Annotated in this window: 22 protein-coding genes; 18 read left to right on the top strand and 4 right to left on the bottom strand. The window is 50.8% G+C overall.

Annotated features, from left to right (window positions below):
- Positions 1 to 933, bottom strand: a 933-nt coding sequence (locus QW520_03025) for a hypothetical protein (protein ID MEM0448777.1), incomplete at its 3' end; no start/stop codon positions are given.
- 164 nt (positions 934 to 1,097) lie between these two features.
- On the opposite strand from QW520_03025, the gene QW520_03020 reads away from it, so the two are divergent.
- The 5 genes from QW520_03020 to QW520_03000 all read left to right on the top strand — a co-directional run bounded on the left by QW520_03020 (position 1,098) and on the right by QW520_03000 (position 4,437).
- Positions 1,098 to 1,367, top strand: a complete 270-nt coding sequence (locus QW520_03020; protein ID MEM0448776.1) for a hypothetical protein — start codon at positions 1,098 to 1,100, stop codon at positions 1,365 to 1,367.
- Positions 1,368 to 1,373: 6 nt separating this feature from the next.
- The gene (locus QW520_03015) at positions 1,374 to 1,922 is read left to right on the top strand and encodes a helix-turn-helix domain-containing protein (GenBank protein ID MEM0448775.1); all 549 of its coding nucleotides are present in this window, start codon (positions 1,374 to 1,376) and stop codon (positions 1,920 to 1,922) included.
- 116 nt (positions 1,923 to 2,038) lie between these two features.
- Positions 2,039 to 2,890 (top strand): basic amino acid ABC transporter substrate-binding protein, encoded by an 852-nt coding sequence (locus QW520_03010; GenBank protein ID MEM0448774.1) that lies wholly within the window; start codon positions 2,039 to 2,041, stop codon positions 2,888 to 2,890.
- Positions 2,891 to 2,974: 84 nt separating this feature from the next.
- Positions 2,975 to 3,646 (top strand): amino acid ABC transporter permease, encoded by a 672-nt coding sequence (locus QW520_03005; GenBank protein ID MEM0448773.1) that lies wholly within the window; start codon positions 2,975 to 2,977, stop codon positions 3,644 to 3,646.
- Positions 3,646 to 4,437, top strand: a complete 792-nt coding sequence (locus QW520_03000) for an amino acid ABC transporter ATP-binding protein (protein ID MEM0448772.1) — start codon at positions 3,646 to 3,648, stop codon at positions 4,435 to 4,437. Before QW520_03005 ends, QW520_03000 begins: the two co-directional genes overlap by 1 nt.
- 78 nt (positions 4,438 to 4,515) lie before the next feature.
- Here the strand turns inward: QW520_03000 and QW520_02995 are convergent, their stop codons facing one another.
- Entirely contained in the window at positions 4,516 to 4,692 is a 177-nt protein-coding gene (locus QW520_02995; protein ID MEM0448771.1) for a hypothetical protein, read from the bottom strand.
- A 17-nt stretch (positions 4,693 to 4,709) separates the two neighbouring features.
- On the opposite strand from QW520_02995, the gene QW520_02990 reads away from it, so the two are divergent.
- Together QW520_02990 and QW520_02985 are read left to right on the top strand one after the other, a co-directional pair.
- Positions 4,710 to 5,072, top strand: coding sequence for an ACT domain-containing protein (locus QW520_02990; protein MEM0448770.1), 363 nt, complete (start codon positions 4,710 to 4,712; stop codon positions 5,070 to 5,072).
- Between the two features lie 53 nt (positions 5,073 to 5,125).
- Positions 5,126 to 6,040 carry a branched-chain amino acid transaminase gene (locus QW520_02985; GenBank protein MEM0448769.1) on the top strand — a complete coding sequence of 305 codons (915 nt, stop codon included), beginning with the start codon at positions 5,126 to 5,128 and terminating at the stop codon, positions 6,038 to 6,040.
- Positions 6,041 to 6,138: 98 nt separating this feature from the next.
- On the opposite strand, the gene QW520_02980 is transcribed toward QW520_02985, so the two are convergent.
- On the bottom strand, positions 6,139 to 6,411 hold the full coding sequence (locus QW520_02980; protein ID MEM0448768.1) for a hypothetical protein: 273 nt from the start codon (positions 6,409 to 6,411) through the stop codon (positions 6,139 to 6,141).
- A 464-nt stretch (positions 6,412 to 6,875) separates the two neighbouring features.
- On the opposite strand from QW520_02980, the gene QW520_02975 reads away from it, so the two are divergent.
- From QW520_02975 to infB, 11 genes are all read left to right on the top strand, one after another.
- Positions 6,876 to 7,790: a 2-oxoacid:acceptor oxidoreductase family protein gene (locus QW520_02975; GenBank protein MEM0448767.1), complete on the top strand. Its 915-nt coding sequence runs from the start codon at positions 6,876 to 6,878 to the stop codon at positions 7,788 to 7,790.
- Positions 7,784 to 8,953, top strand: coding sequence for a hypothetical protein (locus QW520_02970; GenBank protein ID MEM0448766.1), 1,170 nt, complete (start codon positions 7,784 to 7,786; stop codon positions 8,951 to 8,953). The genes QW520_02975 and QW520_02970 overlap by 7 nt, the downstream gene beginning before the upstream one ends.
- A complete protein-coding gene (locus QW520_02965; protein ID MEM0448765.1) occupies positions 8,950 to 9,927 on the top strand; it encodes a thiamine pyrophosphate-dependent enzyme in 978 nt (325 codons plus the stop codon). Before QW520_02970 ends, QW520_02965 begins: the two co-directional genes overlap by 4 nt.
- Before the next feature lie 200 nt (positions 9,928 to 10,127).
- Entirely contained in the window at positions 10,128 to 11,822 is a 1,695-nt protein-coding gene (locus tag QW520_02960; protein MEM0448764.1) for a glutamate--tRNA ligase, read from the top strand.
- A gap of 18 nt (positions 11,823 to 11,840) precedes the next feature.
- A complete protein-coding gene (locus QW520_02955; protein ID MEM0448763.1) occupies positions 11,841 to 12,644 on the top strand; it encodes a sugar phosphate isomerase/epimerase family protein in 804 nt (267 codons plus the stop codon).
- Between the two features lie 44 nt (positions 12,645 to 12,688).
- Positions 12,689 to 14,026 (top strand): radical SAM protein, encoded by a 1,338-nt coding sequence (locus tag QW520_02950; GenBank protein MEM0448762.1) that lies wholly within the window; start codon positions 12,689 to 12,691, stop codon positions 14,024 to 14,026.
- A 165-nt stretch (positions 14,027 to 14,191) separates the two neighbouring features.
- A complete protein-coding gene (gene rpl7ae / locus QW520_02945) occupies positions 14,192 to 14,563 on the top strand; it encodes a 50S ribosomal protein L7Ae (protein ID MEM0448761.1) in 372 nt (123 codons plus the stop codon).
- A 16-nt stretch (positions 14,564 to 14,579) separates the two neighbouring features.
- Positions 14,580 to 14,795, top strand: coding sequence for a 30S ribosomal protein S28e (locus tag QW520_02940; protein MEM0448760.1), 216 nt, complete (start codon positions 14,580 to 14,582; stop codon positions 14,793 to 14,795).
- A 24-nt stretch (positions 14,796 to 14,819) separates the two neighbouring features.
- On the top strand, positions 14,820 to 15,239 hold the full coding sequence (locus QW520_02935; GenBank protein ID MEM0448759.1) for a 50S ribosomal protein L24e: 420 nt from the start codon (positions 14,820 to 14,822) through the stop codon (positions 15,237 to 15,239).
- Positions 15,239 to 15,697 (top strand): nucleoside-diphosphate kinase, encoded by a 459-nt coding sequence (gene ndk, locus QW520_02930; GenBank protein MEM0448758.1) that lies wholly within the window; start codon positions 15,239 to 15,241, stop codon positions 15,695 to 15,697. The genes QW520_02935 and ndk overlap by 1 nt, the downstream gene beginning before the upstream one ends.
- Before the next feature lie 390 nt (positions 15,698 to 16,087).
- On the top strand, positions 16,088 to 17,836 hold the full coding sequence (gene infB, locus QW520_02925; protein ID MEM0448757.1) for a translation initiation factor IF-2: 1,749 nt from the start codon (positions 16,088 to 16,090) through the stop codon (positions 17,834 to 17,836).
- Positions 17,837 to 18,170: 334 nt separating this feature from the next.
- Here infB and QW520_02920 read toward each other — a convergent pair whose 3' ends face one another.
- Entirely contained in the window at positions 18,171 to 18,839 is a 669-nt protein-coding gene (locus QW520_02920; protein ID MEM0448756.1) for a hypothetical protein, read from the bottom strand.
- Positions 18,840 to 18,888: the final 49 nt, after the last annotated feature.

The raw sequence follows: 18,888 nt of genomic DNA, 5'->3' as shown, positions 1-18,888 counted from the left end.
AACTTTGCCTGTGTGCTCCTCGTTTTGCACCATAAACCTAAGGCGATTATTCTCCGAGCTCGTGGGCCACATCATAAATCCTTTATTGTAATGCATGGCATCGAAAGCGGTTATGCCATACATCCTTATCACTGAGATTTCCCCCGCCACGCGACCTTGGGTTATCGCATTCAGTATGACATCCCCATGCGCTTGATGATATGAAAGCAGCGGTTTAGCCCTAAACATCACTCGATCGTGAGACAGGCTAACATTGATGAAGGTTCGTGCATTGGCAGTTTCAACCACCAACTCTGCTCCGTCACTGGCGATTATCCCCATCATCCCCCTGCCGTAGATGGCCACCACCGCATGGCTCCAACTGTGGTTGAGAGCGGGCGGCAATGATACTGCCACCATTCCCGAAGACAGAAGGAACGATACGCTCACGTTGGTGGCGTTGGTCATTATACTCAGCATTCCGGTCGGATTATCATGCAACAATGCGGAAGTGAGCTCGTCCCGCAGAATGACGACTGAGCCATGAGCCACCTTCTCGTTGGCGCTGAAACCAGAAATCGCTATGGCATCGAAAACGCTCACTTCCACATCATCTCCTTTCAAGGTATAGTTGACCACTCGCCAAGGTTCCGATAACAAGTCAAATGTCACGAATCTGCCCTTTACTGATTCGTTTACAAAGTCAAACCCGCCAAACAATCCCTGCGTGGCGCCCCTCGTCCTCATGCTCATTAAACGCTCATGACCTAGATCTTCTGGCCGACCGTTTAAAAAACCTGAAGCATTCTTTCCCTGTTCCTGTCCCCATTTCCCCCAGCTATTAGACTCCTCTCCATGAACTCTTCCTCCTGCCAGGGCCGAGGAAGCTGAAGCGATGATTAGTATGAATGAAAGCAGAAGAATTGTTATTGCTATCGATTTTTTGCCTGTCATGGTTTTTCATTTTATTAACAAGGGATTACCTGCATAATCCTTTTTTTGGCTCAAGCCTCGAACTCTATTCGCGCCCGCCTTGGTGAATCTTTTTTTAGTCAAGAATATCGCTCTAGGGTGAAATGGAACGAACATTTTAAGAAAACCTAGGTTGAATTGGAAGTGTGAACCCTGATCCTATAGATCTCTTCCTTCGGTTTTGCTTCGTCGGATTCTCGATCATATTAGTGACAATATCCTTGTTTGCGCTTAAAAGGTCCAAAGAAGTTCGCATAGCCCTGGTCTCCGCTTCATTCTTGCTCTTCGCGATTCTCGCTCTGCTAGTTTTTCTCTCTAGCTTCATGGGGTTGAGAGAATTCGAGATGAGCGCGACCGTGGTGTTATTCCAGCTTTTGGTCTTAGCACTGCTATATCTGGCGATTTTGAAGAGATGAGAATCGATGGATGAGGTCCTGAATCTGGAGAATCGAAGGAGGATCTATCAATACATCAAATCCCATCCTGGAACATATCTTCGGGAGATGGAGAGGGAACTAGGGATGGAGACAGGAGTGCTATCCTACCACCTTCGTTACATGGAGAAAAGGAATGTGATAAGGGTGGAGGATGATGGATACTGGAAGCGCTATTTCCCATCCGATCGCTTTCACATCCGTGACCGCCGGACCATATCGGTGCTGATGCAGCCTACTCCTAGACGCATAGTGATGTATCTGCTTATTCACGGAAAAAGTTCCTACAATCAAATATTGCAGGAAATAGGCTGCGCGAAGTCCACCCTTTCGTATCATTTAAAACGTATGGTAAATCGGGGAATACTCAGCTTGGAGAAGCGGGACAGAGAATCATGGTACGATATAAGGGATGCAGATGCCACCGCAGATTTGATTATTGCTATGCGTGAAGGGCTAAAATGCGATGTTGTTGATCGTTTTACTCAGATTTGGGAAGAGCTTGGAAGGGTGGCGGAAAGGAGTCGAGACGGGTAATCTGCTTGAGAAGTTGTATTACTCATGGTTCTAAATTCGAAATTAGAAATATTGTTACGTTAATCGTGAAGAGAGTCCAGCATATTTAAATCAACCAAAAGCGTTCCCCACAAAACATGTCGGGAGCAGCGGGGGAGCCGCAGTCGTCCTCGCCCTATGGAAAGAAGGGCAGCAAGACGACTATGTATGCGCTGGTCGCCATTATGCTTGTAGTCGGACTAGTGGTCGGCTATTTCATTGGGGCTGCTTTGGCGAAGCCAGCTGAGAGGGCTAATGCAAATTTGGACGAGATCTTGAAACGAGGCAAGCTCATCGTGGCCTCGGATACCACCTGGCCTCCTTTCGAGATCTATAACTCTACTAGCCAGAAATACGAAGGCGTCGACATTGAGATCGTGGAGAGGATTGCGGCTGAACTGGGAGTGCAGCTGGAGATAAAGCCCATGTCCTTTGATGCCGTGATTGGTGCAGTTCAGTCTGGACAAGCAGACCTGGCGATCTCCTCAATAACCATCCTCCCTGAGAGAGCTAAAGCCGTGGACTTTTCCATTCCCTATTATAGTGCCAATCAAGGGGTCCTAGTGAAGGAGGGCAGTGCCATTAGCTCAGCCGCCGACCTAGCGGGGAAGAAAGTAGGTGCTCAGCTCGGCACCACAGGCCTCTATTGGGCTCAAGACAACCTACCAACTTCCATAATCTCTCAATACCAGGACATCCCATCAGCCGTAGTAGCCTTGGAGCAGGGGCAGATCGATGCGGTGATATGCGATACCCCGGTGGCGAACAATTACGCTGATGACCCATCGTACACGTTAAAAGTTGGCTTTACCATAGTCACGAACGAAGAGTATGGCATTGCCATCGCCAAGGGCAACACCGCTCTGAAGTTTTTCGTGGATAGGGTATTGCAAATGATGAAGGACGATGGCAGTCTGCAAGCCATTTTGGTCAAATGGAATGCTGACTAAAGTCAAGTCTCGAGCCAAACCTATTCGCCCTAAACCTTTTCTTGCAGCCCTTTACCAGGACCTGCGAGTGGAGAGTGATCCGTGATGCAACTGGACTGGAGCGTAATACCCCAAAACTTCGTCTTCTTCATGGGGGGTCTGATGTGGACCCTGATCGTCAGCGTGGTCTCCATTTCGTTAGGTTTCCTTGGAGGTCTGCTGATTGGTATGGCGCGAATATCTAACAACAAAGCCATATATTATCCTGCTACCGCTTATGTAGAGGCCTTCCGAGGAACGCCGTTGCTTATACAAATTTTCTTGATATTCTTTGGTCTCCCCTCGCTAGGTATACAATTCGATCCCCTTACTGCAGGGATACTGGCGCTTTCCCTGAATAGCGCCGCCTATCAGGCTGAGATCTTCCGCGGAGGCGTCCAATCCATCTCTAAAGGCCAAATGGAAGCAGCCAGGGCCATGGGCCTGACTAATAACCAAGCCCTGGCTTATGTTATCATTCCGCAGGCGCTGAGGAATGCGCTGCCGGCCTATACCAATGAGTTCATCACCATGATCAAGGACTCTTCGCTAGTAATGATAATTGGAGTCTATGAGCTGACCATGCGTGGAAAGATCGTTATCGCCGAGACCTTTCAGCCGTTTGTGGTGTACATCTTCATCGCTGTGGTCTATTTCGTCCTCACCTATACGACTTCACGCATCCTAAGGCAGGTAGAAAGGAAGACGGCCATTCCAGGGATGATGGGGGTAGATTGATGACCACCCCCATAATCGAGACCATCGGCCTGAAAAAATCCTTTCAAGGGCACGAAGTGCTGAAAGGAATTTCAATCAAGATAATGCCCCAGAGCGTCGTAGTCATCATAGGCCCGAGCGGAAGCGGTAAGAGCACCCTTTTAAGGTGCTTAAACCGCCTGAACGAACCTACGGCGGGAAGGATAATCTTTGAGGGGCATGACATAACCGATCCCAACCTCGACATCAATCTCATCCGAGCCCAGATGAACATGGTGTTCCAGAGCTTCAACCTGTTTATGCATCTAACCGCGAAGAACAACATCTCTCTGGCCCTGAGGAAAGTTAAGAAGCTGCCAGCCCAAGAAGCGGACCGTCGGGCCTTAGAAGCTTTGACTAAAGTGGGGCTGAGGGAGAAGGCCGATGCCTATCCAGGTCAGCTTTCAGGAGGTCAGCAGCAGCGCGTGGCGATCGCTCGCGCCTTGGCTATGCAGCCGAAGGTAATCCTGTTCGATGAGCCCACCTCTGCCCTAGACCCGGAGCTAATCGGCGAAGTCCTCGATGTCATGAAGCGCCTGGCGCAGGAGGGCATGACCATGGTGGTGGTAACGCACGAAATGGGCTTCGCTCGAGAGATGGCGGACTGGGTCTTCTTCATGGATGATGGGCTCATCGTGGAAGAAGGACCTCCAGAGGAGATATTCGTCAAACCCAAGAATGAGAGGACACGAGCTTTCCTTAGGCGTATTCTCAATGAAATAGATAACTTGGACCCGCTTAAGCCCAAATACGACGTCCAAGGAATCCAGTGATTGGTAATTCGCTTCTTATCTTTGCCAACTTATAAATATTGTTTTGGGGATACGCCTTGCTATGTCAAGCCCTGCGGCCTACCAGGATGCTTCTGGAGTTCTCAGCTTGCAGGTTTTGGTCATCTGAACAGGGGACACTTTCCAATGGAAAGCAGTCCCCGAGGAGTGTTGTAGGATGAGTTTGATTGGAGCTATGGCCGCGCCATCTTCGGCTGATACATCAGGGGAGTTCATGCCGTTCGCTTTATGCGTCATTAAAGGAGGGAAAACAAATGGAAGTAATTTCGATGGTCGTCAATGACGAGTTTGGCGTCATGCAAAGGGTGATGGGAGTATTCACGCGCAAGAAGATCAATGTTGACACCATCGTCGTAGGCCGATGCGAGATCGCGGGCAAATCACGCATCGTGCTTACGGTGAAGGACATACAGATGGCGAATGTGGCAGTGGCTGATCTTAAGAGGCTCCATGATGTGGTACACGTGGAAGTAGTGGACAGCACCCGTCACGAGGCGTATGCCTTGGTCTCCAACTCAGCTGGGAAGGCTAGATTGGTGGGAAGCCTGGACGAGGTCGACAAGATGATCGAGGCTACTAAGCCCGATGCCTTTATCAGGGCGGTCAACGCGCTTTAAAAGCGTCTATTTAATAATACAATCGAATCATGACAATGACGGAGAGAACTCAGATGTCCGAACAGAAAGTCTGGATGGACGGCGAGCTCATCGATTATGAAAAGGCCAACGTGCATATAATGACACATTGCCTCCATTATGGAGGAGGGGTTTTCGAAGGCCTGCGCATCTATGAGACTGAGAGAGGCAGGGCGGTCTTCCGCCTGAGGGAGCATATGCAGCGCTTCCTGGATTCGGCCAAGATAATATCTTTGAGGATACCTTACACCTTGGAGCAGCTGTGCGATGCGGTCAAAGAAACGGTCAAGGCCAACTCTAAGGTTAAAGTCGACTATATCCGTCCCATAGCCTATTTTGGCACTGGCACATATGGTCTGAACCCAATAAAGCTGCCAACAAAAGTGGCCATTGCCGTTGTCTACATGGGGGTTTATCTGGGCGAGGAGCAGATGACAAAAGGAGCAAAGCTCATTACCTCCTCCTGGGAAAAGCCTTCCAATCGGGCCTTACCGGTCAATGCTAAAGTATGCGGTCATTACGTGAACTCAGTCCTCGCTAGGTTGGAGGCCGTGAGCAAGGGAGCAGATGAGGCCCTCATGCTCAACTCCGAAGGAAATGTGGCAGAAGGCACGGGAGAAAATATTTTCATGGTGAGGAAGGGAAAGATATACACCCCCCCCATCTCAGCCGGTATACTCGAGGGCATAACCCGAGACTCGGTCATGACCATCGCCTCAGACATGGGGATGCAGGTCATCGAGAGGGATATCACAAGAGGTGAGCTCTTCGTTGCCGACGAGGTGTTCATGACTGGATCGGCGGCGGAGGTACAACCGATATATTCCATCGATAATATATTGATCGGGGCGGGAAGACCAGGCCCCATCACCACAAAGCTGCAGAAGGCATATGCTGACGCCGCTAGGGGAAAAGATCCCAGATACATCAGGTGGCTGGACTTCGTCTAGCGAGCCTCCTCTCTTCTTTGTCCTGAGCATGAATTCGTTCTTACCCTGTCTACATTGAATTTTCATGGCTAGAGCAGGAAAGCCAGCCTTTTAAACACTCATTTACCCGAAGCCGCGCCTATCCTTTGGAATAGCTTATTCTCTTCCTCTCTTTCCAGAACGTAGAATTGGTCATCCACCGTGATCTCCAGGTCAGATATGACTACATTACGTCCCTCTACTTTCTCCTTTAGCCAGGACTTGAACGCTTCCTCCACCGCCACAGGGGTTATTTTCTCATCAACATTCTTTATGAACGACCTGAAGTCCTTGGGCACTTTTCCATCGGGACTCTCCTCCAACCATCTGATCTCTACCTTCATCATTTGCACCTAATGCAGATTTGGAAGCCTGAGGTTCAAAAAACTTTCTTTATATGCATTCGTAAATGTCTCATTTTTACAATTCATCATTGTTATGATATAAAAATATCTCACAACGGAACGACCATAGTCAGAGTTGAAATTGCTAAATTAGGAATTTGTTGTGCAAAGCCAGCTCATGCTTCTTCAAGAATAATTTTGAGGCTTCTTTTCTATCCATGAATTCTAGAAAACTTACTTCTTTCGTTTATATTCTAAATTATCATTTGATGCGCGTGATAGGAAAAGCTCAGGATTATAGCGAAAAAATGGACATATAAACTCAGTTAATAGGCGCATCTCCTCTGGATAATTAATCTTGGAGGACCTGAATCAGATTCTGGAGGATATTTTATTGTCTCCGAGGCTCTTCGTTCCTATGACATCAATTTTCTTGCTAGGATTAAATATGACGAGGCGTGAATATTGGAGAAGTGGGTGCAAGGTTGTTCGAAGTCCGATTCCATGGTAGAGGTGGCCAAGGCGCGGTCATGGCGGCACAGACTTTGGCCGAGGCAGCGGTTCTTGCAGGTTATTTCGCTCAGGCCTTCCCCTACTTCGGAGCCGAAAGGAGAGGTGCTCCCGTCAAAGCCTTCACGCGCATAGACACAAAACGGATCGCGCTGAAAAGCCAGATATATCAACCCGATCTATTGGTGATCCTGGATGAAGGTCTCCCTTCCATCGAGCCTGTTGCCGAGGGCTTGAAGCCAGAGGGGAGGGCGGTGATCAATACCTCACTTCCTCCCGAGGAGTACGATTTGGGTGTTGAGGTTGAATGCTTTACCGTGGACGCCACCACCATCGCTCTCGAGAAGCTCAAGGCGCCGATCGTTAACACCTCGATACTAGGCGCGATAGCCCGAGCCCAGGATATGGTGCCTTTAAAATGCATCCTCGACGCCATCATGGATAAGTTCGGGGAGAGACTGGGAGAGAGAGCGGCAAAAGCTAACCTCGAGGCCGCCGAGGCCGCCTATTCTCAGGTGATGTCTGGGAGATGCAGAGGCGAACGCATCTTAAGGAAAGGTCAGCAATGGCTTCCCTCCTGGGAAGACATTCCCCCAGGTGTAGCTCTCATAGTGGGTTCCAAGGAAGGTGTAGTGATAGGCCCTGGCAGCTCATGGCAGAATTTTACGGGGACCTGGAGGACACAGACACCCATCTACATCCAGGAAAAATGCGTGCGCTGCCTGCGCTGCTGGTGGGCCTGTCCGGAGGGGACGATAAAACGCCTGGATGACGATTATATGCGATGGGATTACCGCTATTGCAAGGGATGCGGCATTTGCGCTAACATCTGCCCGGCAAAAGCCGTGGAGATGAAGAGGGGGACAAAAGAATGGTAGTAAAGGTCATTTCTGCCGACCATGCTGTGGCCTGGGCGGTAAGGCTTGCCAAGGTAGAGGTGATTCCCGCATTCCCAATAACCCCGCAAACCCTAATCATGGAATTATTGGCAGAGTTCATCAACGATGGTGAATTGGATGCCGAATTCATCGCGGCCGAAAGCGAGCATTCCGTCATGAGCGTGGCCATAGGCGCTTCGGTAGGTGGCGTCAGGACTTTTACGGCCTCCTCTTCTCAGGGACTGGCATTAATGCACGAGATGCTCTATGTACCGCCGCAGGTCCGTCTCCCTATTGTCATGGTCAACGTCAATCGCTCCTTAGGCGCGGCGGCGGGTATTTGGCTGGAACATAACGATTCCATGCCTGAGCGAGAGTCAGGGTGGCTCCAATGTTATGTGGAGGACAACCAGGAAGCTCTGGACATGGTCCTGCAAGCCTACCGTATCGCAGAGGATGAGAGGGTGATGCTGCCTCTAATGGTGTGCTTGGATGGTTTTGTCCTCTCTCATACGGTAGAGAGAGTGGAAGTACCGGGCCAAGAAGAGGTGGATTATTTCCTGCCCCGCTTTCGCCCCTGCGTAACATTGGATCCGTCGGAGCCGCAGCTGATAAACCCCATCGTGCCTCCCGACTACGCCATGGAGATGCGCTATCAACTGGACCGCGCCATAGACGCTTCACGTAGGGTGATTGCTGAGGTGGATGAACTCTTTGGCAGGACCTTCGGTCGCCGGTATGGAGGGCTTCTTCAGACTTATAAGATGGAGGATGCGGAGTATGCTCTTCTCTCTCTAGGGACGGTCACCACCACAGCTCGAGCGGTGGTGGACGAGCTGCGCTCTCGGGGTGAGAAAGCAGGACTGATAAAATTGCGATTCATGCGTCCCTTCCCGGAGAAGGAACTCAAAGAAGTGACGAAGGACTTGAGATCATTGGGGGTATTCGATCGCTCGCTTTCCATGAATGGCTTTGGACCGGTATTCACAGAGGTGAGAGGGGCGCTTTCCTCCTCAGGGATCGCTCTAAGTGATCATATAGGCGGTCTCGGGGGCAGGGATGTAACCTTGGAGCATATCAGGGAGATTTATTCGGACATCGCCTTGGGTAAAGCAGTTCAGGACGGAGCCAATTGGTACGGTCTAAGGAGAAGGAGAAAATGAGAGAGAAGGAAGTGGAAAAACTCACCATCAGGGACGTGCCCAACAAGGATTACTTCATATGGGGGCATGGAGCTTGCCCCGGCTGTGGAGTGGCCATCGCCGTGAAGAACATCATGCGCATCCTAGGCCCTGAAACCATTGTGTACGTCCCTGCCTCCTGCTTGGTGGTTTTCGGGGCGCAATATCCTTTCTCCTCCTTTGACGTGCCCTATTTCTTTTCAGCCTTCGAGAACACAGGTGCAGTGATCAGCGGCATCAAAGCGGCCTTGAGGCGCAAAGGCAAGAACGCTTTAGTGGTAGGGCTTGCGGGGGATGGCGGGACATACGACATCGGTCTCCAGGCGTTATCGGGCGCGGCGGACCGGGGAGAGGATGTGTTGTACCTGTGTTTAGATAACGAGGCCTATATGAACACAGGAATACAGATGTCGGGAGCCACGCCCTTCGGAGCGTGGACCACCACTTCTCCCATCGGTAAAAAAATCAAAGGGAAGCGCCGCTTCAAGAAGGACCTTGATCACATAGTGGCAGCGCATGACCCCGCTTATTTAGCGACCTTGTCCATCGCGCACTTCAACGATTTCGTTCGCAAAGTGGAGCGTGCTAAGGCGATAGCGGGTTTCAGGTTCCTACATGTGCTGACTCCCTGCGTGCCAGGATGGAAATATGAGTCCTCGCGTACGCTGGAGATCGCGAGGTTGGCCGTCGAAACCGGCATGTGGACTCTATTCGAATCCTACGAGAACGAATCTAGAGTGACGTACAAGCCTTCTGTCATGCAGCCCGTAACCGAATACCTGAAGCTGCAGGGCAGGTTCTCCAATATGACTGAAGAGGACGTGAACACTCTGCAGAGATGGTTGTGCATGAAGTGGTGGATACATTACAAGGACCAGGTAGAGGCTCCCCCCTGCCGGATGTTCGAAGCGGAAAGGCCTCTAGCCCATGATGGCGACCCACTCCATGGGGTGTAGCGTTGAGTAGTAGAAAGATTCTTGATTATATGATGAGACTTCTTTTTTCGCAACTACCTATCGTTCATTAGAAAATAATCGATTCAGAGTTAGTCACTCTCTCCCCAAAATCCGCCCGTAGACAGCTGTTATCATGACTAGGGAACAGACTTCTCGCGTTTCGTAGCTTTCAAATAACCCCATCTACTTGGATGGGGCGCATGAGCTCCATAGAGGATAGCATCCGCCAGTTCGCTTTGCAAAATGCCGTTTTGCACAACGGGAGAGCAGAGGCCAAGAACGTCATAAACAAGGTCATTGGGAGACATCCAGAGATCAGGAACGAGATGGGTAGGTGGGTGCCACTGATAAATAAGATAGTGCAAGAAGTGAACTCTTTGAGCCCTGAACAGCAAAGGGCCGAGCTGGAGCACTGCGCACCGGAGCTGCTGGCTAGGAAGGAGGGGCCAGCAGAGCCGAAGTTACGTCCTCTTGAAGTAAGAGAAGGGCGGCAAGTAGTCCTTCGTCTGGCACCTTTTCCCTCTGGCGCCCCTCATATCGGTAACTTACGCTCTTTCATACTGAATGATGAGTATGCCAAGCGCTACAACGGAAAACTCCTCCTCATCTACGATGATACCATTGGCAGCGATGAGAAGGCGGTTCTGCCTGAGTCTTACGATCTCATTAAAGATGCCCTTAGATGGTTGGGCATAGAGTATCACGGCACCTATCACAAATCGGACCGTATGGAATTGTATTATGAATGGGGAAAGAGGTTGATTGAGAAAGGTGCGGCCTACGCCTGCTCTTGCGATGCGGAAACTCTGCGTAGTAATAGGGAAAGGGGAGTGGAGTGTGAGCACCGTTCCAGACCCTTAGAGGAGCAACTGGACATCTGGGATGACATGCTATCGGGAAAATATGCCGAAGGCAGCATGGTGATTCGGGTCAAGACTGATATGCGGCATAAGAACCCCGCCTTCCGGGACCGTGTACTCTTCCGCATCTCAGAGAAGCAGCATCCGCGGGTGGGCAAAAAATATCGTGTCTGGCCGCTGCTAGAGATGACTTGGGCGGTGGATGATTATCTTTTAGGGATTACTCACGTCATAAGAGGCAAGGACCTCATGATCGAGGACGAAATGGAGAAACATATCTGGCAACTGCTAGGTCTAGATCCCGATATTCAATTCCTGCACTTCGGCATGCTGAGAGTGGAGGATGCCAAGATATCTAAGTCGAAGGCGTACAAGGAAGTAACCTCAGGCGAGTACATAGGATGGGAAGACCCCCGCACCTGGAGTGTGCAGTCCTTAAGGGCCAGGGGCTTCCGCCCTGAGGCCATAAGACGATTCATAGTGGATATGGGCATGTCTCTCTCGGACATTTCCACACCAGCGGAGAACATGTATGCCTACAACCGCTCCATAGTGGACCCAACAGCGCCTCGCTCCACCTTCCTAAAAGACCCTGTGCGGGTGGAGATATCGGGACTACCGCCGGGTATCAACGAGGTGCGAATGCCAGTTCATCCTGAGCGCCCGGAAATGGGAATGAGGGTGCTGAGCGCTTCAGAGAGTGTGCTCCTAGCGCGGAGCGATTTCGAGGCGTTGCAGGGAAAGGAAGTGCGATTGAAGGATTTCTGCAATGTCGTGCTGCAAGGCGTTAGGGCCATTTTTGTCTCAGTGGAGAACAAGGATCTTCCCCGCATAACCTGGCTCAATGCCAATGAAGATAAGCTAATCGATATGAAGGTCATGATGGTAGATGGAGAGATGGTGAAGGGTAAGGGCGAACCTAACCTCAGAGAAATGCCCATGGGCACTGTGGTCCAGATGGAACGCTTCGGTTTCGTCTCACTGCATAGCAGAGATCGGGATGGAAACCTGACGGCCTTCTATACGCACAGATGATGCGGTGAAGAGGGAATCATGAAAGAAAAAGTCCGTCTGGGCATCCCTACTTTGATAGAGCTACCCAAATTCCAAGCTACCGTTACGCTGGCAAAAAAGCTAGGAGTGGACTTCGTCGAGCTTAACATGAATATGCCAGAATTCTGTCCCGAGCAATTGAGCGCTGAAGAGATTCGCGCTTGCAGAGAGGAAACAGGCCTGGAATTCACTATCCATATGCCAGATGATACCGACCTGGCATCCTTCCACGACCCTATTCGCCAAGGCCACATGGCTCGCTTCGGAGAGACGGCTCGCTGGGCAGCTGAGGCAGGCGCGGCCTTGATAAACCTTCACCTCAGCCCAGGAATATATTTTACCCTGCCTGACAGGAAGGTGTGGATATACGAACGCTATCAGGACAGATTCTTAGGCAATCTGCGGGAGGCCTATTCCAAGGTGATCGAATACGCGCAGCAATTCGGTATCATGGTATGCACGGAGAACGTAGCAAACTTCCACATACCCTTCGTGGCAAAGGCAATCGACGAGCTCTGCGGCCTTCCAGGCTTCAACCTCACTTGGGATATTGGTCACGATGCCAGGACTGGATATCAGGAGAAAGAGGTGATAATGCGTCATTTAGATAGGGTAAAGCACATGCATCTGCACGATTACAATGGAATCTCAGATCATCAGGTCCCCGGCACAGGAGAGGTGGACATACCACACTTTCTTGATATAGCCATCAGGCAGGGTTTGCGTGTGTTGATAGAGACTAAGAGTGTCGACTCGCTGTCAGAATCTGTTTCTGCTGTGAGGCGATTGCTCAGCGCGACTTAGAAATGATTGAATACCATGCAAACGTTACAAGGGGAGGTGTTTCCTTGCCCTTGGACCTTGCCCAGAGGTATGTCGACAAGCTATCCCAGCGTGTTGCGGACAGTGTCGTTTTCGAAAAGGTGAAGCGTATCGAGGAGGTGCTACCCGGGCGCATTTCCAGCACCGCCATAAACGTGCGCATACCCTTCTGTGCCTTCAAGTGCACCTACTGCGCCTTACCAGGGCAATCATATGATGAGGGGCAAGCCCAAATCTTCTTAGCAGCGGTGAGCGAGGAGCTGAGCATATATTCGAACTACTTAGGCCGTCCCAAGGTTGAGAGGCTCTATATCTCTGGAGGAACGCCTTCACTTATGCATCATCATCTGGGCAAACTGTCATATTTGGTCCAAGAGCATTTCAATGAACCTCCTATCATCGCCATGGAAGCATCACCAGCTGATTTGACTCTTGAGGTCATGACCAATCTCCTCAAAGCTGGAGTAACTCAGATAAGCATTGGCGTTCAGACCTTTAACGAGGAGATATTGAAAAGGAGATTAGGACGCAACATTTCTAGGCAGAGGATGATCGAAACGCTGCGAAGGGTCATGTCTATGGGGTTCGATTACGTCAACATCGATCTGATGTTCTCCCTTCCTGGGCAGGACGAGGTTTCCTTGCGCCAGGACCTAGAGACTGCTTGCGGCCTGGGGTTCCATGGCATTTCCACATATCCTCTCATGCTCTTAGAATACACTAACATGACAAAAAAGATTAGACAAGAGGAAGCTACTGAGGGTAGGAAAGTAGCAAAGCTGCAGGATGCTGCCTTGGAGAGAGAGCAATACCTAGAGATACTGGACACAATGAAGCTTCATGGATATAAGATGAGGACAATATGGTCCTTCTCCACTGCGCCAGAGGTTTATGAGGGTCCATACGAGCATTCCCAATTCATCGGTGTGGGACCTAGGGCATGGGGTATGATAGGGAGCAATCTGACGCTTAATACTAGCAATATCTTTGATTACCTCTCACGTTTGGAGGAGGGTTTCCTCCCCCTATTTGCGTACTCTCCCATGCGAAAGCACGCTTTAGGCTCCTTTGCCCGGTGTCTCTATCGAGGTAGAATATCTAAAGAGAGAGTTAGGGTGCTGGCCAAAGAGGATTCTAAGATTTACCGTTATATTAGACTTATGAGAATGCTAGGCTTGGTTAAGGAGGAGGAGAATGAACTCCTCCTGACGGACCGTGCGCTCGCCCTTGGCAGCTCCGCCACAAAGAGGATAGCCATGTCCACACTTGAAAAGACCAATGAAATGATTCGACAATCGGCCAAGCTGGTCGAAGCATCCTGCCTTCCTAAGGGACCGATGACGGATGTTATGGCTACATCATGAGAACGAATGAGCATGACTGGGTTGTTCTGGAAAGCATTTACTCGACGCATCCTAGGGCCGATAGCTTGCGACAAACCTTTTATATGACCATAACTTTGGGACAGATGCTCTTCAGAGCCGATGAATGATGAAGATGTTCATCGAACATCAGAAGGAGGTATCAATTTGGCAAAATCGATATACGTGCGCTTCGAGATGCCTAAGGAGCTGCAGGACAAGGCTTACGAGATCATCGAACTGGCTCGTGACACTGGAAGGGTTAAGAAAGGAACCAATGAGGTAACAAAGGTGGTGGAGAGGGGAGAGACCTCGTTCGTGGTCATGGCCGAGGATGTCCAGCCGCCTGAGATCCTGGCGCATATGCCCTTGCTTTGCGAGGAGAGGGGCATACCCTACGCCTATGTAGCGTCGAAGGCGGAGCTGGGCAACGCCTGCGGGCTGGAGAAGCCTACCGCGTCCGTGGCGGTGGTGGAGGCAGGGAAAGCAAAGCCACTGATCGACTCATTGGCCGAGCAGGTCAAGAAACTGAAGAAGTGAAAAAAGGGTGCTGGACATGGCTGAGGGAGACGAGAGCATACCTTGCGAAGTGGTAGAGATCATCGGCCGCACTGGCATGACTGGAGAGGCCACCCAAGTGAAGGTACGCGTCCTGGAAGGCCGAGACAAGGGGCGCATCATCACTCGCAACGTAATGGGCCCCATGAGGATGGGGGACATCCTCATGCTCAGGGAGACCTCCCGTGAGGCCAGGAAGCTGGCCCTCCGCTGAGCGAGAGAAGAGAGGCGATACTAAATGGTCGAGCTCAGAGTCTGCTCGTTCTGTGGAAAGGAGATGGAGCCCGGCACGGGCAAGATGTATGTCAAAAAGGACGGCACCGTCTATCTCTTTTGCACCAACAAGTGCTCCAAGAACATGATCGACATGAACCGCGTCCCACGCACCGTCACTTGGACACGTGCCTATGCCAGGGAGAAAGAGGTGCGCATGCACGCCCCAGAGGCGGGAGAAGCCAGGAAGGTCAGGGCGGATAGGAAGGCTGCCAGGGAGGCTGAGCCCAAGTATACTGAAACCGCGTCTGGAGCAGAGAGCCCTGAAAGCAAAGCAGAGGCCACCCAGGCTGAGGCTGCCGAGGCCGCTGGAAAGGCGGTACAGGAACAAGCTGCCGAGGCAGAGGCGCCTAAAGCAAAGAAGTCTAAGGCCGAGAAGAAGTGATGGCCATGCTGGAGCGGACCTATGTTATGCTCAAGCCGGACGCGGTGCAGCGAGGGCTCATTGGAGAAATAGTGCAGAGGCTGGAACGCAAAGGCCTCAAGCCAATAGCTATGAAATTCATGCGCATCCCCCGAGAGCTAGCGGAGAGGCACTATGGCGAGCATAAAGGCAAGAGCTTCTTCCCAGGACTCATCGATTACATTACCTCAGGCCCGGTCCTTTGCATGGTCTGGGAAGGCGAGAATGCCGTTAAATCGGTCAGGGAACTAATGGGCAAGACCAATCCTCAGGATGCTGCTTATGGCACTATTCGAGGTGATTATGCTCAGCAGACTGGCCGCAATCTCGTGCACGGCTCGGATTCAGTGGAATCCGCTAAGCGGGAGATACAGCTCTTCTTTAATGAGTATGAGCTGGTAGATTGGAAGAGGTCCATCGATCCTTGGCTCTTCGAGTGATAGCAAATCCTTTCGCTTCTTTTTCCTTCTATCCTGCGAATGCCCAGCCCGTTACATCAGCAGGGCCGTGATATCCCTTCTCTGTATGGATCTATAAGTGCATCCACTCGAGCCAGCGAAATAAGGGCATATGGTTCCTTCAGGGGTTGGAATATGAGCGCTCACAACTCCACCTCGTTGGGCAAAGTTTGCGCTCAGGTTCGTAGATCTTCGATATGAGTACCCTACAAAAATCATTAATGATTAAGGCTCTCGAGATCCAGAACTTTCTTCTTGTGAATGATGCCTTCCCCTCTTTCGTAATAATATTGACCCCCTAATAGCTTTCAGCCATGAATAGCTGGAATCCTTTTAGGAAAGATTATAATAGGCATTCCTAATCCCACGCACATGACCATCAGGCAGCCAATAGTCAGCGTGCTGGGCCATGTTGATCATGGCAAGACCAGCTTACTTGATTATATCAGGGGAACGGCTGTCTGGAAGGGAGAGGCAGGATTCATAACGCAGCACATCGGCGCTACTGAGGTCCCTCTGGAACACATTCAAAAGGTCTGCGGCCCCCTCATCGGGAACAGAAAGTTCAGTGTACCAGGGTTGCTATTCATCGACACTCCTGGTCATCACGCCTTCACCACTCTACGTGCCAGAGGAGGTTCCCTAGCCGACTTAGCCGTGCTGGTAGTGGATATCAATGAGGGTCTAAAGCCTCAGACCATAGAATCGATGAATATCTTGCGCAAGTATCGTACCCCCTTCGTAATCGCCCTCAACAAGATAGATCTGGTGCAAGGATGGAGATCAGAGAAGGGAGCGCCCTTCGTCCTCAACATGCGCAAGCAGACGGAGGAAGCTATGGCCGCCTTCGAGGAGAAGATGTACAAAGTCATCGAGCGCTTCTCTTTGGAAGGGTTTTCCACTGATCGCTATGATCGCATCGAGGACTTCACGAAGAATGTGGCTTTGATACCGGTCAGCGCCAAAACGGGGGAGGGAGTCCCCGATCTGCTTTTAGTCCTCATCGGCCTGGCTCAAAAATTCTTGGAAGCGAGGCTGGCGACTGAGGAAGGCCCAGCTAAGGGCACGATTCTAGAGGTGAAGGAGGAGAAAGGACTAGGCCCCACCATAGATGTGATAATCTATTCTGGCACTTTGTCCAAAGGAGATCAGGTAGCGCTTGGGACGAGCGCGAATCCCTTGATAACTAAAGTGAAGGCAATCTTGAAGCCACGTCCTTTGGACGAGATTCGCGATCCTCGTGATAAGTTCGATTCCGTGGATCAGATACATGCCGCGGCTGGGGTCAAGCTTCTTTGCCAAACCCTTGATGGCGTGGTGGCTGGAGCTCCCTTAAGAGCGATAAAGGGCAACCGCAGCAAGATCCTTGAGGAGATCGCCCAGGAGACCAAGGTAAACATCCAGACAGCCGATGCGGGGGTATATATCAAGGCTGACGCGTTGGGTTCATTGGAGGCTCTGGCATTCGAGGCCGCCAGGGCGGAGATACCTATAAGGAAATTCGAGGTCGGGGACGTATCAAGACGCGACATAATCGAGGTCTCTGCGTATAACGATCCGCTGCATAGAGCCATATTGGCTTTCAACGTGCAAATGCTGCCTGACGCCAAGGAGGCGCTTCCAAACTTTCCAGTAAAGGTATTCCTAAATGATGTCGTCTATGGCCTCATCGATGATTACAAGGCATGGGTCGCGGAGGAGAAGCGCAAGGCAGAGGAAGCCAAGCGCAGCCTTACGTCCTTCCCAGGCAAGATACGCATCCTTCCTAACTGCGTTTTCCGCGTGAGCAAGCCTGCCATAGTTGGAGTCAGAGTCTTGGGCGGAAGGATTCGGACGGGCCAGACTTTGGTGGATAAGGAGGGCAACGAGGTGGGGAGGATCCGCTCTATCCGCAGCGGCGAAGAGGCCTTGAAAGAAGCGGTAGCAGGTCAGGAGGTTGCGATCGCTATCGAGGGGCCCACGGTGGGAAGGCAGATCGATGTAGAGGATGCACTTTGGGTCGACATTCAGGAGAGCGAGGTGCACAGCATATCGGATTACGATCTCAACGTCGATGAAAGGATGGTGCTGGAAGAACTCATCGAGATTAAGCGTAAGAAGGATAAGTTCTGGGGTATGTGAACTTATAAAGGTTAAGAATCGACTCTCATCTGCAGCCATTAAGTGCGAGTGCTAGCGGAGCACTCCTCTTAACCTCGTAAAGGCTCGATTTTGAGACATAAGTAAGGGTGAAGGAATGATGGAGGAGCGGGCTTTGTAAAGGAATGGGGGGACGCTTCAACTTTTACTAGCCTGATAGACCTACGACTTCAAACATGCCAACTATTCCATCGACCGGGACGCTTCAACTTTTACTAGCCTGATAGGGAGAAAACCATTTGGGGCAATTTTCAATGAGAACATGGGAATCAAAGCCCTTCATTTCAACTATGGGCTTTGGTGATCACGATTTGCTTCACGATCTTTTTCCACACCGCTTACACTCGTGCTCGAACATGGCCATGGCAGCACCGCAACTAGGGCAGTATCGCATCTCTAGGCTGGTGCTAGCAGGCTCATTAATTTCCTTTCCACTTCTGTGCCTGATCACAAAGAATGACACCACTATTATGAGCACTACCATGCCGGACAACATGTAAGGGATTGCCCAAGGAGCCTGGGACTTCTCAATCAACTGAATCCCTTGCAACTCTAATCGATAACTGATCTCCACTGCTTCAGTGGGAATAGCCCCTCCATACGGACTAACGGAGTTATCAGCTAGCAGATAGTATTGGACGCTTGGTTCGAATCCCGAGAGCATAACTTCTGCCGAAGGTGCGTTTAGAGTCGAACCAGGCATGCACGTCACATTGGCTCCGGCGCGCAAGGCATGGTATCGTTTTTCATCGATTAACATGATGTCCAGCGGTCTTCCTTTGGTCTCAAAAAAAGAGTATGTCATCATTCCTTCATCAGATGAGGTAAAATGCAATAGAATCATGAACTTGCCTGGGGCGATAGTAATCGTCCCTTCCATAGATGTTTTAATGGGCGCGGCGTTGAACCCTTGGGTTGATGATGTCAAGGTGCTAAAGACGAGGATGAAGGTAAAGAAAACAATAAGGTAAACGGAAGCTCTCACCAGGGCATCCCTTGAGAGTAAGGCCCTGGCGCTAGCATATAATTTGTCC

The sequence above is a fragment of the Methanomassiliicoccales archaeon genome, from assembly GCA_038740345.1.
Lineage (GTDB): Archaea > Thermoplasmatota > Thermoplasmata > Methanomassiliicoccales > UBA472 > JAJRAN01.
The sequence above is the reverse complement of the archived record's forward strand: the minus strand, read 5'-3'. Positions and strand labels throughout refer to the sequence as shown.